13 protein-coding genes and 1 tRNA gene are annotated in these 13,998 nt (G+C 65.4%); 9 read left to right on the plus strand and 5 right to left on the minus strand.

Annotated elements, in window-relative coordinates:
* Positions 1 to 38: 38 nt before the first annotated feature.
* Positions 39 to 1,280: a hypothetical protein gene (locus RMP10_RS12890; RefSeq protein ID WP_310570643.1), complete on the minus strand. Its 1,242-nt coding sequence runs from the start codon at positions 1,278 to 1,280 to the stop codon at positions 39 to 41.
* 167 nt (positions 1,281 to 1,447) lie between these two features.
* On the opposite strand from RMP10_RS12890, the gene RMP10_RS12895 reads away from it, so the two are divergent.
* The 7 genes from RMP10_RS12895 (at position 1,448) to RMP10_RS12925 (ending at position 8,374) form a co-directional block, all read left to right on the plus strand.
* Positions 1,448 to 3,481: an Ig-like domain-containing protein gene (locus tag RMP10_RS12895; protein ID WP_310570644.1), complete on the plus strand. Its 2,034-nt coding sequence runs from the start codon at positions 1,448 to 1,450 to the stop codon at positions 3,479 to 3,481.
* Positions 3,478 to 4,668, plus strand: coding sequence for a YncE family protein (locus RMP10_RS12900; RefSeq protein ID WP_310570645.1), 1,191 nt, complete (start codon positions 3,478 to 3,480; stop codon positions 4,666 to 4,668). Before RMP10_RS12895 ends, RMP10_RS12900 begins: the two co-directional genes overlap by 4 nt.
* A tRNA-OTHER gene (locus RMP10_RS12905) sits at positions 4,644 to 4,719 on the plus strand. The genes RMP10_RS12900 and RMP10_RS12905 overlap by 25 nt, the downstream gene beginning before the upstream one ends.
* A gap of 615 nt (positions 4,720 to 5,334) precedes the next feature.
* Entirely contained in the window at positions 5,335 to 5,667 is a 333-nt protein-coding gene (locus RMP10_RS12910) for a hypothetical protein (protein ID WP_310570646.1), read from the plus strand.
* Positions 5,664 to 6,923 carry a type II toxin-antitoxin system HipA family toxin gene (locus RMP10_RS12915; protein ID WP_309672121.1) on the plus strand — a complete coding sequence of 420 codons (1,260 nt, stop codon included), beginning with the start codon at positions 5,664 to 5,666 and terminating at the stop codon, positions 6,921 to 6,923. Before RMP10_RS12910 ends, RMP10_RS12915 begins: the two co-directional genes overlap by 4 nt.
* A gap of 378 nt (positions 6,924 to 7,301) precedes the next feature.
* Positions 7,302 to 7,940: a nucleotidyltransferase domain-containing protein gene (locus tag RMP10_RS12920; protein WP_310570647.1), complete on the plus strand. Its 639-nt coding sequence runs from the start codon at positions 7,302 to 7,304 to the stop codon at positions 7,938 to 7,940.
* The gene (locus tag RMP10_RS12925) at positions 7,937 to 8,374 is read left to right on the plus strand and encodes a hypothetical protein (protein WP_310570648.1); all 438 of its coding nucleotides are present in this window, start codon (positions 7,937 to 7,939) and stop codon (positions 8,372 to 8,374) included. Before RMP10_RS12920 ends, RMP10_RS12925 begins: the two co-directional genes overlap by 4 nt.
* A 65-nt stretch (positions 8,375 to 8,439) precedes the next feature.
* On the opposite strand, the gene RMP10_RS12930 is transcribed toward RMP10_RS12925, so the two are convergent.
* Genes RMP10_RS12930 through RMP10_RS12940 form a run of 3 tightly spaced genes read right to left on the minus strand, consistent with a single transcriptional unit; the run spans position 8,440 to position 10,977 of the window.
* Positions 8,440 to 9,867, minus strand: a complete 1,428-nt coding sequence (locus RMP10_RS12930; protein WP_310570744.1) for a HAMP domain-containing sensor histidine kinase — start codon at positions 9,865 to 9,867, stop codon at positions 8,440 to 8,442.
* Positions 9,857 to 10,549, minus strand: coding sequence for a response regulator transcription factor (locus tag RMP10_RS12935; protein ID WP_310570649.1), 693 nt, complete (start codon positions 10,547 to 10,549; stop codon positions 9,857 to 9,859). Before RMP10_RS12935 ends, RMP10_RS12930 begins: the two co-directional genes overlap by 11 nt.
* Positions 10,550 to 10,581: 32 nt before the next feature.
* Complete coding sequence (locus tag RMP10_RS12940) at positions 10,582 to 10,977, minus strand: PepSY domain-containing protein (protein ID WP_310570650.1); 396 nt, start codon at positions 10,975 to 10,977, stop codon at positions 10,582 to 10,584.
* A gap of 259 nt (positions 10,978 to 11,236) precedes the next feature.
* On the opposite strand from RMP10_RS12940, the gene RMP10_RS12945 reads away from it, so the two are divergent.
* Positions 11,237 to 12,442 carry an amidase gene (locus RMP10_RS12945; RefSeq protein ID WP_310570651.1) on the plus strand — a complete coding sequence of 402 codons (1,206 nt, stop codon included), beginning with the start codon at positions 11,237 to 11,239 and terminating at the stop codon, positions 12,440 to 12,442.
* Positions 12,443 to 12,527: 85 nt separating this feature from the next.
* Here the strand turns inward: RMP10_RS12945 and RMP10_RS12950 are convergent, their stop codons facing one another.
* Positions 12,528 to 13,346: a hypothetical protein gene (locus RMP10_RS12950; RefSeq protein ID WP_310570652.1), complete on the minus strand. Its 819-nt coding sequence runs from the start codon at positions 13,344 to 13,346 to the stop codon at positions 12,528 to 12,530.
* Positions 13,347 to 13,415: 69 nt separating this feature from the next.
* Here RMP10_RS12950 and RMP10_RS12955 point away from each other — a divergent pair, with 69 nt between their 5' ends.
* Positions 13,416 to 13,937, plus strand: coding sequence for a pyridoxamine 5'-phosphate oxidase family protein (locus tag RMP10_RS12955; RefSeq protein ID WP_309672128.1), 522 nt, complete (start codon positions 13,416 to 13,418; stop codon positions 13,935 to 13,937).
* The last annotated feature ends 61 nt before the right edge of the window (positions 13,938 to 13,998 follow it).

Below are 13,998 nucleotides of genomic sequence, written 5' to 3' on the forward strand. Positions count from 1 at the left end.
GGAGAAGGATGAGCCCGCGTCCGGAAAATACCCGGGAATCAGCGGCGGCGCGCTGTGATCAGCACGGCAATGTCATCCGGACGCGGGTTGATGAAATCAAGCCGCACGCGTCCATCGGGCATGGTACTCACGGTTGCCGGAATGGCGCTGTTGGTAAGCACCCAGCCAGTCGGCAGCACCACGGCATTGGCCGGACGCCCAAAGCTGCGGTCCCACACCAGCTCATCGCCGGTCACGCGGTATCGGACACTATCAGTGTATGTCTCCGACATGCGCAGGCGCGTGGTCGCGCCCGGGGCCACCGGAGCGAACCGAAACACTACAATCTCCGTGTTCGGTGTGACCGCTTCCCCGATGTCGAGCTTGGCCGCCGTGATCGCGGCGCCCTTCAACACATCGAGCCGCAGCGGTTCACCGGTATCGAGATTGCGTGCCGACGGATTCGACACGCGGCTACCGGCGCGCACCACGTTGATGTAGTGATCCGTTCCGGCGCGCGACTCGGTGTAGTCGTGATACAGGTCGAAGGCATGCGTTTCCGGCTGCTGCAGGAAGTACACGATCTCCCGCGACTGCACGGCGCGCTCACTGAGCCGCGCCTGCACGGTCGATCGCACGGCCCCCGTCGGCGCGGCCATGGATGCGACCGGACGCGCGCGCAGGATCAACGGCGCTTCGGCAGGCGTGCTGTTCCAGAAGCTGATGGCGATGCGGCCGTCGGCCTCCTGCAACACCTGCGACGGATAGTTGCACGATTCGAGCTCATAGCCCTTCGGTAACACCACCGCATTACGCTTGATGCCAAGCGGACGACTGAACACGAGGGTCGTGCCGTCGGTGAAGTAGCTCTTGGCGTCTTCGTAGGTCTTGTCGATCAGCACACGCGCTTCGCCACCGTTGGCGGGCACGGGTCGCGCCAGGGTGACGCGGATGTATTGCTGCAAACTGTCGGACACGCGCACACCACCGGCTCGTGCCGCGGCCGCCCCGACCACGTCGAACACCAGCGGCTTTCCCGTGGTGCGGTCGCTCACGCGTTCGTCGGTGGCGATACTGCCCATCCGAATCGGATTGAAGTAATGCGTGGCGCCGGCTGTCGTCGCGGTCACGTCGTATACAATGCGAAACTTGGCCGTACCGGGCGCCAGCAGTTCGTAACGCGTATATGCATCGGCCTCCGTCTGCCGTGGCGGCGCCGTCTGTGCGCCAACGCGCACAGAGGGCACCAGCGCTATCGCGATGGAGAGCGCACGGACCCGCCTGAGGAGTACAGCGTTCATGAGGGTTGCACGAGATGAGGAAGTAGCCTGACGGTGTGATCGAACGGCAAAACTGCGGCCCAACGACCGGCAGCGGAAGGCGAGCGCCTCCGCTCGCCGGGCGACCAGCTCGGATATATTTACTCCCGGAAACCGCACCGCTCGCCCCCTACCCGAGCCTCCTGTTTATGAAGTGTTCGATCACCGTTGCGCCGCTTGTCCTGGCACTGGCGACTCCGCTGGCCGCCCTTCAGGCGCAAGCGACGCCGAAGATTGCCCGTCTCGTGATCACACCCGCCAGCCGGACGATCACCGCCGGCGACACCATGCGCCTGCGCACGGAAGCGCGTGATGCGCAGGGGAACGTCCTGTCCGGCGTTACCGTCCGCTATCGTTTGGGCGGCTCGGCGCGATTCGAAGGTCGGGTGGATTCCCTTGGCCTCGTCACGGCCAGCGCCACGGCGATCCTGCCGGTCACGGTCACGGCCACCATGCCGGGTGCCGCGCCCGCATTCGAAGTCATCGAGATTACGGCCGTACCGGGACCGGCCGCCCGCATCGACCTGTCGCCCAGCACCCCGAAGCTCGTGGTGGGTCAACGCGTCCGGGCGACGGCGCGCGCGTATTCCGCGAACGACGACGCACGCGGCGACCGCGTGACGTGGAAGAGTGAGAACCCGGCCATCGCGAGCGTGAGTGCGACCGGCGTCATCACGGCGCGGCGGGCCGGGAGTACGGCGATCGTGGCCACCACCGGCAGCGCATCGGAGCGCCTTCGCGTTACGGTCGCGACGGCGGCGTTGTCGTCGTTGACGCTCACTCCCGGCCACGTGGAAGCGCGCACTGGTGACGTGCTGCGCTTCGCCATCACGGCCAAGGATGCGACCGGTAAGGCCATCACCGGACTCACACCCACCTGGAGCTTTTCACCGGGTCAGGGGCAAATCGATGCCGACGGCGCGTTCGTAGGCTACGAGCCGGGCGACTACACCATTACCGCGTCGTTCGGGGCGCGCAGCGTGGAGAGCACCATCACGCTGGCGCCGCGCGATGTACGTCGCCCGCTGTCGTTGGTGGGCCGTCTGCCGCGCACGCGCTTCACCACCGAAGAAGTGTGGATTCACCCCGATGGCAAGCACGCGTATCTCGGTTCGGGCGGTGGCGGCGATGTGTTGTACGCCCTCGACATCAGCAACCCGGCCGATCCCAAGGTGACCGACTCGATCATCTCGAACACGCGCCGCGTGAACGATGTGATGACGTTCCCCGACGGCAAGTTCCTGGTGTTCACACGCGAAGGCGCGAGCGATCGTAAGAACGGGATCGTGATCGCGTCGCTGGACGATCCGGCGCACCCCAAGCCGATCGCCGAATTCACCGATGGGGTGACCGGTGGCGTGCACTCGGCGTTCGTGTACAAGCAGGACAAGTTCGGCACGTTCATCTTTCTCACGAACGACGGCACTGGTGCCTTGCACGTGATCGACGTGAACGATCCGTATCATCCGAAGGAAGTGGCGCGGTGGAAAACGGAAGGACGTCCCGATGCCGGCCGCTCGTTGCACGACATCGATTTGCGCGACGGCCTGTTGTACGCGAGCTACTGGAACGACGGCCTGATCGTGCTCGACGTGGGCAACGGCATCAAGGGCGGCTCGCCGTCGAATCCGGTAAAGGTGTCGCAGTTCAAGTACGACCTGAACGCGATGTACAAGCAGGTGGAAGTGGACGGCGGCCCGGGGTTCATTCGCGGTACGCACACCGCGTGGCGTCACAAGAACTACGTCTTCATCGCCGACGAAGTGTTTCCCGCAGCTGGCCCCAAGGGCGCGAAAGACGCGGCCGCCGGCCGTGCATATGGCCGCTTGCAGGTGGTCGACGTGTCCGACATCGCCAACCCGAAAGCGGTGGCGTTCTACGAGCCGGAGTACGGCGGTGTGCACAACGTGTGGGTGGCTGGTGATTCGCTGTACATGGGCGCGTACAACGCCGGCTTCCGCGTGTTCGACATCTCCGGCGAGCTGCGGGGCGACCTGCGCGCGCAGGGACGCGAGATCGGCCACCTGAACACGGCCGACATGGACGGCCACGTGAAGAACGCGGCGATGACGTGGGGCGTGGTGGTGAATCCGAAAGACGGTCTGGCCTACGTGAACGACGACAACAACGGCTTGTGGATCATCCGGATCGAACCCAAGCCGGTGAAGAAGGTTATTCCGTGACGGTACGCGCCATGCGCGCCGCCGTATTGACGACGATGCTGTGCGCGGCGTCGACCGCGCGCGCACAGCCGACGGCGCTGCCACCGGTACGAGACTACCTCGTGCTGGTGGCCAGCGAATCGGTGGACCGCGTGGCGCTGGTGCGCTTCGGGCCCACCGGCGCGCGCGTGGAGCGTGAGAAGTACGTGGGCTGGTCGAAGATGGAAGTGGCTGGTCCGCACGGCGTCGCGATTACGCCGAATGCGAAGGAGTACTTCGTGACCATCGCGCACGGCACGCCGTTCGGAAAGCTGGTGAAGTACGATGCTGCCACCGACACGCAGCTGGGCAGCGTGATGCTGGGAAACTTTCCGGCCACGGCACAGGTATCGCCCGATGGTGCGCTGGTATTCGTGGTGAATTTCAATTTGCACGGCGACATGGAGACGAGCGATGTGTCGGTCGTCGCCGCGAAAGAGATGGTGGAGATCGCGCGCATCCGTACGTGCACGATGCCGCACGGGTCGCGGCTCACGAGCGACGGCACCAAGCACTATTCGGCGTGCATGATGGACGAAACGCTGGCCGAGATCGATGCCAGCACGTTGACGGTGAGCCGGCATTTCTTTCTCACGAAGGGGAAGGAAATGGGCATGACGGGCGCGCCGGCCGAGCGCGGGGCGAATGAACATGCGGCGCATGGCGGTGCGGCCGCCGACATGTCGGGGCACGGGATGGAGCCCCCGAAGCCTGGCGACATCTCCTGCTCGCCCACCTGGGCGCAACCATCGCGCGACGGCTCACGCGTGTGGGTGGCGTGCAACAAGTCGAGTGATCTGGTGGAGATCGACACGAAGTCGTGGACCCTCGTGCGTCGCATTGCGGCCGGCCCCGGCGTGTACAACCTGGCCACTACCCACAACGGTGCGCGCCTCATCGCCACCAATAAGCGTGATGCCTCGGTGTCGGTGTTCGATGCGACGACGGCCAAGGAACTCGCGCGCATTCCCACCACACGTAAGGTGGTACACGGCATCGCGGTGTCCGACGACGATCGGTACGCCTTCATCTCGGTGGAAGGCGTCGGTTCGGAACCTGGCACGGTGGATGTGATCGACTTGACGTCGCTCAGAAAAGTGGCGTCGGTGGATGTAGGACAGCAGGCGGGAGGCATCGACTTTCTGCGGTCGGAGCCGGTGAAACGCTAGCCTGAGGAGCTGGCGGGGCAACCCATCCTGGTTCGAGTCCGGGCGTTCGCATTGAAGATTGGCTGCGTGGACCAGCACGGGTTACCCCGTAATCCAGGAGTTTGGTAAAAGTATGGTTGACGAACTTTTGGTTCTTGTGACGTCCCGCTTGGATCGCCGACCCATCACTAGCAGCGGCCGTGCGTGGTGGCGTTTAGGCGGAGCGATTGTGACGCTCACAGCCTGTGGGCAGCCTACTGATATCACGTGTCCTGCTACGAGCGGCTGCGCGGAATATTCGCCGGTGAACGTCAGCCTTAGACCCATATCCGTTTCTCTGAAAGTGGGGGCTACGGCAACGCTGACCGTCTCCATTGCAGGCGGGAACCCGACGCCGACTTTGTCGTCATGCACGAGCGGAAATAGCGCCTTGGTCGTCACCGCTGTCCTGGACGGGGGATGCCAAATCACGGGCGTCGCGCCGGGAACGACCGCCGTGACGGCCACGACATCGAAGGGGCCGTCGGCCACGTCGAGCATCGTCGTCGTGCCCTAGGCTTCACGAAGAGCGTTGCGCAGCCGAGGCAGCCCCGAGCAATAGGACCAGCTGGCGACACCCAGAGAATACGCTTATGTTATCTTCATAGCCCATAGTTGAATTTAGCGTTACCTGAAGATACCGTAACAATGCCTACTCCAGCTCCACCTGTCCCTTCGGAGGTCAAGCGCGCCCTCGAGCGCCTCGGCGCCGATGTCAGTGAGGCTCGGCGCCGCCGCCGTCTTCCCATGGAGGTGGTTGCCGATCGCGCGCTGACCACCCGACAAACGATAGCCCGGATCGAGCTCGGGGACCCGCGGGTCGCGATCGGGACATGGGCCAGTGTGCTGTTCGCCCTCGGGCTCGCGAACCGCTTGGGAGAGCTAGCTGCGCCGGCCGGCGACCGCGAGGGACTGGCGCTTGAGGCCGAGCGCTTACCCAAGCGCATTCGGGTGCCTCGAACGGATCGGGGGAATCCATGAGCACCCCGACCGCCTACGTCTACATCGACACGGACGGGGCTCCGCGGTTGGCGGGGCGCCTGTACGTCACCGCGCATCGCGGCCGCGAGACCGCGACGTTCCAGTACCACGACGCATGGATCGCGAGCGGCGACAGCTTTGCCCTCGAACCGGCGCTGTCGGTATCCCGCGCCCCGCACTACGCCGGCGAAGATCGCCGCATGTTCGGCGCGCTCGGCGATTCCGCGCCCGACCGCTGGGGCCAGACGCTCCTTCGCCGCGCCGAACGCCGACAGGCCAAGGCCGAGAACCGGGCCCCGCGGGCCCTGCGCGAAGTCGACTTTCTGCTCGGGGTCACGGACAGTGTCCGGCAGGGCGCGCTGCGTCTCGCACTCACGGAGGGCGGCCCGTTCGTGGCGCCCGAACGTCCCTCGGGCGTACCCCCGCTCGTCGAGCTCCCGGCCCTGCTCGCGGCGTCCGATCGGTATCTGTCCGACCAGGAAACCGCCGAGGATCTGCGCCTCCTCCTCGCCCCGGGGTCGTCGCTTGGCGGTGCCCGCCCAAAGGCGTCGGTACGCGACACCAGTGGTGCGCTGCTGATCGCCAAATTCCCCAAGAGGAATGAGGATGACTATCGGGTCGTCGCATGGGAGGCGGTGGCTCTGCAGCTCGCCCGCGACGCCGGCCTTCGCACGACGGAATCACGCCTGGATAGGGTCGCCGATAACGACGTGTTGCTCGTGACCCGTTTCGACCGCCAGGTGACCGACCAAGGCGTGCGTCGCATTCCGTACCTCTCCGCCATGAGCATGCTCGGCGCCGTAGACGGTGAGCGGCGGAGCTACGTCGAGATCGCGGACGCGTTGCGCGCGCATGGCGCAGCTGCCACGCAGGATCTGGCCGAACTCTGGCGGCGCATCGTGTTCTCGGTGTTCATCTCCAACACCGATGACCACCTGCGCAATCACGGGTTCCTCTACGCGGGCGCCACGGGTTGGCGCCTATCGCCGGTGTTCGATGTGAATCCAGTTCCGACGGACATCAAGGACCGCGTGCTGTCGACGGCGATCAGCACCGACGGCGACCCCACGGCGTCACTCGACATCGCGTTCGAGGTCGCGCCGCAGTTTGGATTGAAGGCGACCGACGCCAAGCGCATCGCCGCCGAGGTGGGTGCCGCGACGGCGTGTTGGACCACCGTGGCCGCGCGCTTCGGCATTGCGGCGTCGGAGATCGAGCGAATGCGCTCGGCGTTCGAGCACGATACGCTTTCTTGACTTGACCGAAAAAGAACTTGACTGAACAGGCAAGTCCTCCGTTCACGCTCGCTTCGTCATCGCCGACGCCCCCAGCATCGCCGCGTGATGTCGAGTGTGCGCGTCAAGCAGATGCCATCCTATTAAGAACGGAAGGCCGCCGAAGTAGACGTGAAGAGCGCGTCGTCGGTGGGGCGATTACCGCCCCTCTCAGGCCCTGTGCGCGAAGGCCCCGTTATCCCTAGCCAATCAGCCTGAGGAGCCGGCGCGGCGACCCGTCCCGGTTCGAGTCCGGCGTTCGCATGTGGAGTAAGCCTAGCGGACGCCGTGACACCAGCGCGCGGGACGGGGCCGGGAACGCGCGTTGACTGTAAAGTAGTCATATGACTATTTTACTACATGCCTTTACTACCACCGCCGTCTTTGCATGAACCGCTCGGTGTGGTGCTCGGCACACGGGCCAAGGTGGACCTCGTGCGCGTACTGACCGCCGGTGGCGCGCCGATCTCGCAGCGGGAGTTGGCGCGTCGCGCGGGGGTGACCCTGCGCAGTGCGCAGGCCGCGCTCGCCGACCTGTATGCGGTTGGCCTCGCGAAAAAGCTCGAAGGCGGCCGTGATCATCTGACGCTGCTGAACGAACGGCACCGGCTCGCGCCAGCGCTGATCGCGTTGTTTAGCGCGGAGGCCGAGCTCGCCCTCGGGATGCGGCAGGCGCTTGCAGCGCTCGCACGAGGTGACCGCAAGCCACCACTCGGCCTGTACCTCTTCGGGAGCGTTGCGCGCGCCGACGAGACCCCCACGAGCGACGTGGACGTACTGCTCATCGCGCGTGATGCCGCCCATCGCGAACTCCTGATGGATCGCCTGCTGGCGGGCGTCGACACGCTGCGTGTGCAGTACGGCGCGACGGCGAGTCCGGTCGCCTACACCATTCGGGAGGCTCGGCGCGGGTGGGGCGAGCGCGCGGCACCCTGGCCGGACATCGCTCGCGACGTGGTGCCCATTCTCGGACCGCCCCTGTCGGAGCTCCTCACATGATGGCGAGAACAGATCGTGCCAAGCGCACCGACCCTGCCCGCGCCGACAGTTATGCCGAGGTCGGCCGTCGCCTGTTGCACGCGGCACGTGCGATCACCGAACAGGGCGACGCCCGCCACGCCAGCGCCCTTGCGATCCTCGCGGTCCACAGTGTGATCGCCCATGCCGACGCCGTCGCGATTCACAGTGGAGGGAAACGATCTACCGCGGCCGAGCACGCGGCGGTGCTCGCGCTCCTCCGCGATGTGCTGGGCAATCGCCTGACCGACCGGATCGCCAAGGAGATCCAGCGCGTCCTCGCCGAGCAGGACAAGTTCGAATATCAAGGCGACGTTGCCACCTTGACCGAGGCCCGGGCCCTGCTTGACCGCGCCGAACGGATTGGAGCGTGGTGCGAAGAGTGGCTCAGCGTGACGCCCCGACTACGATCCTGAGGCGACGACACCGCCGCCAGAGGAATCGTCGATGAAGGCGCTGGCCCCTCTCAACCGCCGGCCAATCAGCCTTTGCATGCCGGCAGCACGATACGTACGATACGTACGATACTGCGATCGGCGTCGTGCAGCAGTTCGACGCGACCATGATGTGAGACGGCGACCCAGCGCACGATCGAGAGCCCAAGCCCTCGGTCGTGCGCTTGCGCTTTCACATCACACATCGCTGCATCGGAGAATGGCGGGCCGTCGTTGCAGACCTCGAGCTGTGCTTCACTGGTCTGCGCGCCCTCGCCCTTCACCACTCGACACGAGACCGTGATCGGTGCGGTCGGCAGGCCGTGTCGACAGGCGTTCTCGATCAGTTCGAGCAACGCTTCCTGAAGCAGCGCGGCATTGCCCAGCACCGTGACCGGTTCAGCGTCGCCGATCGCGAGCGCGTGTCCCGTGCCCGACGCTCGGGCGCGCATCAGATCCGTACACTCGAGCACGAGACTATCGAGCTCGACGCGTTCCTCGAGCCGGACCACTTCGCCGGCACGCGCTTCAGCCAAGAGGAACAGCTCATCCACGCGACGGCGCATCTGCTCGGCCGCTGTTCGCACGCGCGCAAGCGACGACCGTAACCGTTCGGCGTCCGGCGCATCCGTGCGCGAGTCGGTCCCCGCGTCGAGCGCCAGTGCGGCTTCACCGAGCACGAGCGTGAGCGGTGTGCGAATCTGGTGTGCCGCTTCGCGCACGAACTGCCGATTGCGCTGCTGCGCTTCGTCGAGACGGATCATGAGCGCATCAAACTCCGCCGCCAACGCCCCGAGCTCGTCCCCATCGTACTGCGGTAACAGGCGACGAGAGAGATCGGATGGCGCGATCGCCGCAATGTCTTGCGATAGCGATCGGACCGGTTCCATTGCACGTCCGGCCAGCAGATAGCCGACCAGCAGACTTGCCAGCAAAGTGAGCGGGACGCCAACGGCGATGGCGCCGAGCAGCAGCTCGGTGTCGGCCTCGATGCCTTCGGTCGAGCCGAATGTAACGATGCGGAACGTGTGCATGGCCGTCGCGGCGTCACCGGTCACCACGATCGTGGTATCGATTACACGACCGCGAAGATCCGGACCACCTCGATCCACGTCGAAGCGCGCGGCACGGTTGGCCGGCACCACGTTGAACACTCGCTGGCTGGCGCCGTCGGGATCACGACGCGCCGCCAACGTGCCGCTCGCGTCGAGCAGCAGAAATGCGCCACCGTTCTCGGGCCATTCGGCCGCGACGTCTCCCGCGACGACCGCAAATGATGAGTCGGGCGTCTCTGCGTACTCGCGCCCCACGGCAGAGATCACGCCGGCGCCGATCCCGTCGAGACGCGCGTCAAACCGCCGCGTCGATTCGCGCGCCATGAAGGCGAGACCGCCAGCGGCCAACAGGCCCGTTCCGACGGCGAACGCCATCGCGAAGCCAAACGCGAGACGAAGTCGAATCCGACTAACGGGCATAGTCACCGCCGATTCGGTCTGTCAGGACATACCCGCTACCACGGACGGTGTGCAGCAGCGGGAGCAGTCCATCGCCATCGATTTTACGTCGCAGTCGGCCTACGAGCACATCGATGGCGTTGGCCACCGGATCGAAGTTATCGTCCCAGACGTGATCGAGAATCTGCGATCGGCTCACCACCCGTCGTGCGTTGCGCAGCAGATATTCCAACAAGGCCACTTCTCGCGGCGTGAGCACGAGCGGCTCACCCGCCCGGGTCGCCTGACGCGTGGCGCTGTCCAACGCGAGATCCGCCAATCGCAGCACGGGCTCGAGCGCGGCAGCCGGGCGTCTCGCCAGGGCGCGAAGCCGGGCCAGCAGCTCACTGACCGCGAACGGTTTGGCGAGATAGTCATCGGCACCGGCATCGAGTCCGCAAACGCGGTCGTTGACGGCGTTCCGCGCGGTGAGCACGAGCACCGGCGTGCGATCACCGCGTGCCCGCAGTGCGCGACACACCGCGAACCCGTCCATGTCCGGCAATCCGACGTCGAGTACCACGAGATCGTAGGGGCCGCGAGCGAGCGCAACGAGCGCCGCCTGACCATCCGACACACCGTCGGGCGCCCAGGCGGCCTCGCGAATGACTCGAAGCAGGAAGTCGCGAACCTCCGCATCGTCCTCGACCACCAGGACTCGCATACGGATCAAGCTAGCGGTCTGCCTTGTAACGGCTACGCGCCCGGCTTCTTCACCGCTGGCGGAACTTTGGACTTGGCCTTCTTGGCCAAGTCCTCCTTGGCTTCCTTCGCCTCGTCGGCGGGCGTCTCATGCTCGACACTGACCACCGCACCCGTCATCGCATCGACGAGCACCTCATCGATGCCACTCTTCCCTACGACCTTGATGTCAAAGGAGTACACCAGCTTCCCGTCTTCCTTTTCGATTTCGGCGCTCTGCACTTTTCCACCCGGCACCTTCGTCAGCGCAGTGGCAGTGGCGGCGGTGGGCGTGACCTTGGCCAGCTTGAGCATCCCCGTTTTCTCTTCCTTCACGGTCACCGCCTGCGCTGAAGCGACGGTCGAACCCAACGTCAGCGCGAGCATACCGCACGCGATCCGGTTACGCATAGAGAAACACCTCGATCAGAGAGTAGCCGTGGGCATGAGTCGATAGCCTCGCCCGCGCACGGCCACGAGCAGGTTGGGTACAGCGAACAGGGTGATCGGAGGACCGAACGCCATCGAGAGTCGGTGGTGCGTCGCATCAGGGTTCGGGCTGAAATGGGGGAGACGCCTTGAGCATTTAGCCTAGGCCTCGATCATGTCAGAATCGTGACAGGCGGCGCGGCTATTCCCGAAACGCACGCGGGACTCGATCTTCTCCGTCATGCCTCTCCGGGACCGCATCCTCGAACGCGATTACCTCGGCGCGTTCTGCAAGCACACCCACGTGTATCGCGCCGGCGCTGGCAGCGGGCCACTACGCGGCCTTACGTTCGGCCTCAAGGACATCTTCGATGTGTCGGGCCATCGCACGGGCTTCGGCAGCCCCGATTGGTTTGCGTCGCACGGCGAAGCGTCGAGCACCGCCACGGTGGCCAGGCACTTGCTCGAGGCCGGCGCCACCCTCGCGGGCAAGACGCACACCGAAGAGCTGGCATTCAGCCTCACCGGCGAGAACGCGCACTACGGGACGCCGCTGAATCCCGCCGCACCACACCGCGTGCCCGGTGGGTCATCTAGCGGCTCCGCGGCGGCCGTAGCGGGCCGTCTGGTCGACTTCGCCATCGGCAGCGATACCGGTGGATCGGTACGGGCACCGGCGAGCTTCTGCGGCATATACGGCATCCGCCCCACGCACGGCCGGATCTCCCTGGACGGCGTGTGCCCGCTGGCTCCGATCTTCGACACGGTCGGATGGTTCGCGCGGGACGCGGCGCTGCTCGCGCAGGTTGGCGACGTGCTGTTGGGCGGCACGCCCGCAACGCCCGGTCGTCTGTTACTCGCGACGGACGCGTTTGCCCTGGCGCTCCCAGGGGCCGCCGACGCACTCGCGCCGGCGCTCGCGTCTCTGACCGCACTCCTCGGCGAGGCCGAACCAGTCACGGTGAGCGCCGAAGGACTGTCGGCCTGGTTCGACGTATTCCGCGTGCTGCAGTACGACGATATCTGGACGACGCATCGATCATGGGTCACGCGCGTACGCCCGACGTTCGGCCCGCAGGTTGGCCCGCGCTTCGACGCGGTGGCGCTGGTGCAGCCACACGAGGTCGCGGTCATGCGCGAACGGCGCGTGGAGATCGTGGCGCTATTGGACGAGATGCTCGCGGACAATGCGGTGCTGGTGCTACCCACCGTACCCGATATCGCCCCGCTGCTGCGGTTGCCGCCGGCTGAAACGATCGCGTTCCGCGAGCGCGCACTGGCGCTGCTCTGCATCGCCGGATTGGGCGGACTGCCGCAGGTGAATTTGCCGTTCGGCACGCTGCACGGCTGCCCGCTCGGCCTATCCATCATCGCGGCGCGGGGGAACGACGAAATGCTGCTGGACATCGCGATGCGGCTTGCACCTGCTTCCGCTCGAGATCGCTGAACTGATCACACAGAGACAAGGAGAGAAGGAGACAAGGAGAAAATCGTCGTGCTCTTTGTCTCTTTTTCTCCTTGTCTCTGTGTGATCATTTCCCGAATCGCTCAATTCGCCAAGTCGCCAGTTGATTCACCGCCTTCCCGCCCACCATGGGTGGCGTGAATCGCACCGACGCCAGTATCTCCGCGACGGCATCACGTGCGCGAGCCGAGGCGCGCGCGCCGTCGGCATAGAGCAGCTTGAGCGAGCTCGTGTCCGCCCGACCGTCTGATTCAACGATGAACTGCACCACCACGACCTCCGGGCGATCCGTGCGCGCATCCGAGTTCTCGTGACGCCCCAGCGCGCGCATCGACCGCACGCCCTTCGGCAGTTTCACACCGGCGGCCAGCGCCGCCGGCCGTTCCACTTGAAACTCGAGGTACGGCTGCTTCCCCCGCTCCCAGCTGCGCGGGATGCGCGTCGTGATCGGCAACGTGGCCCAGTCCGCCTGACACGGAGTGCGTGAGAGCGTCACCGCCACCTGCAGCGGTGCCGCATTCGCTACGAGGACGTCGGTGAGATACGTGGCCGTGCCCTGCATCGCCACAGGCAGTCGGCGGGCGGAGAGCTCAGCACGCCACCCTTGAAGGCCGGTGAACACTTGAACTTCGACCGAGTCACGATGCGCCTCCCAGTAGCTGCGCGCCTCCCACATCACGCGCTCGCGGTCGTTGAGCCGTGGCAGCACGACGCGACCGCTGTCGCGCAGCACAATCGTCGTAAAAGGCGCGTCCCGCGGAACGGACAGTGCTCCGCCGGTGGGCCCAAGCGGTCGCGACGCCTGCCAGCATCCGGTGACCGACGGCACGCGTTTGCCGGATTGCGCCTGCGCGGGGGCCATCGTGATCACGAGCATCGCCGACACGGCCCAAAGCGGCACGACACCTGCTCTGCATTGGACGGAGCACTTCATTCGAACATTCCCGGAGATGACATGAGCGAACAGAGCGAACAAGAGAAGCGAATCGACGAACTATACGACTTGGTCGACGGCATCGAAACCGCCATGTTCGTGACCCAGCGCGAAGACGGGCAACTGGTGTCGCGACCGATGGCCACGCAGAAGCGGAATCCGGTGGCCGACCTCTGGTTCGTGACCGACGTCGAATCGAACAAGATCGACGAGCTGGACCAGAACCCGAACATCAACCTCAGCTATTTCAGCACGAAGTCGAAGGAATGGGTCTCCGTGTCGGGGACCGCGACTATCTCTACGGACCGCGCCGCGATTCGTGCACTCTACGAGCCCGACTGGAAGATGTACTTTGGCGCGCTCGACGACGTGCGCAACGGTGGCCCCGACGATCCCCGTCTCGCCCTCATTCTCGTGAATGCGGACAGCGTGATTTACCTGAAGCAGGACAAGTCCACGCCGGCGGTGCTCTTCGAACTGTTGAAGGGCCGAATCACCGGAGACCGCCCGGATCTCGGCACTGTGAAGTCGGTGACGCTGTAAGCGCAAGCAAAACGGTGCCCCATCGCACGCTCGCGATGCGGCACCGTTTCTTTTCAGTGCC

Source organism: Gemmatimonas sp., from assembly GCF_031426495.1.
Lineage (GTDB): Bacteria > Gemmatimonadota > Gemmatimonadetes > Gemmatimonadales > Gemmatimonadaceae > Gemmatimonas.

What these genes read in the sequence shown, in the direction of transcription:
- RMP10_RS12890 (WP_310570643.1), bottom strand. Translation starts at nt 1,280, where the DNA reads ATGAACGCTGTACTCCTCAGGCGGGTCCGTGCGCTCTCCATCGCGATA.
- RMP10_RS12895 (WP_310570644.1), top strand. Translation starts at nt 1,448, where the DNA reads ATGAAGTGTTCGATCACCGTTGCGCCGCTTGTCCTGGCACTGGCGACT.
- RMP10_RS12910 (WP_310570646.1), top strand. Translation starts at nt 5,335, where the DNA reads ATGCCTACTCCAGCTCCACCTGTCCCTTCGGAGGTCAAGCGCGCCCTC.
- RMP10_RS12915 (WP_309672121.1), top strand. Translation starts at nt 5,664, where the DNA reads ATGAGCACCCCGACCGCCTACGTCTACATCGACACGGACGGGGCTCCG.
- RMP10_RS12920 (WP_310570647.1), top strand. Translation starts at nt 7,302, where the DNA reads ATGCCTTTACTACCACCGCCGTCTTTGCATGAACCGCTCGGTGTGGTG.
- RMP10_RS12925 (WP_310570648.1), top strand. Translation starts at nt 7,937, where the DNA reads ATGATGGCGAGAACAGATCGTGCCAAGCGCACCGACCCTGCCCGCGCC.
- RMP10_RS12930 (WP_310570744.1), bottom strand. Translation starts at nt 9,867, where the DNA reads ATGCCCGTTAGTCGGATTCGACTTCGTCTCGCGTTTGGCTTCGCGATG.
- RMP10_RS12935 (WP_310570649.1), bottom strand. Translation starts at nt 10,549, where the DNA reads ATGCGAGTCCTGGTGGTCGAGGACGATGCGGAGGTTCGCGACTTCCTG.
- RMP10_RS12940 (WP_310570650.1), bottom strand. Translation starts at nt 10,977, where the DNA reads ATGCGTAACCGGATCGCGTGCGGTATGCTCGCGCTGACGTTGGGTTCG.
- RMP10_RS12945 (WP_310570651.1), top strand. Translation starts at nt 11,237, where the DNA reads ATGCCTCTCCGGGACCGCATCCTCGAACGCGATTACCTCGGCGCGTTC.
- RMP10_RS12955 (WP_309672128.1), top strand. Translation starts at nt 13,416, where the DNA reads ATGAGCGAACAGAGCGAACAAGAGAAGCGAATCGACGAACTATACGAC.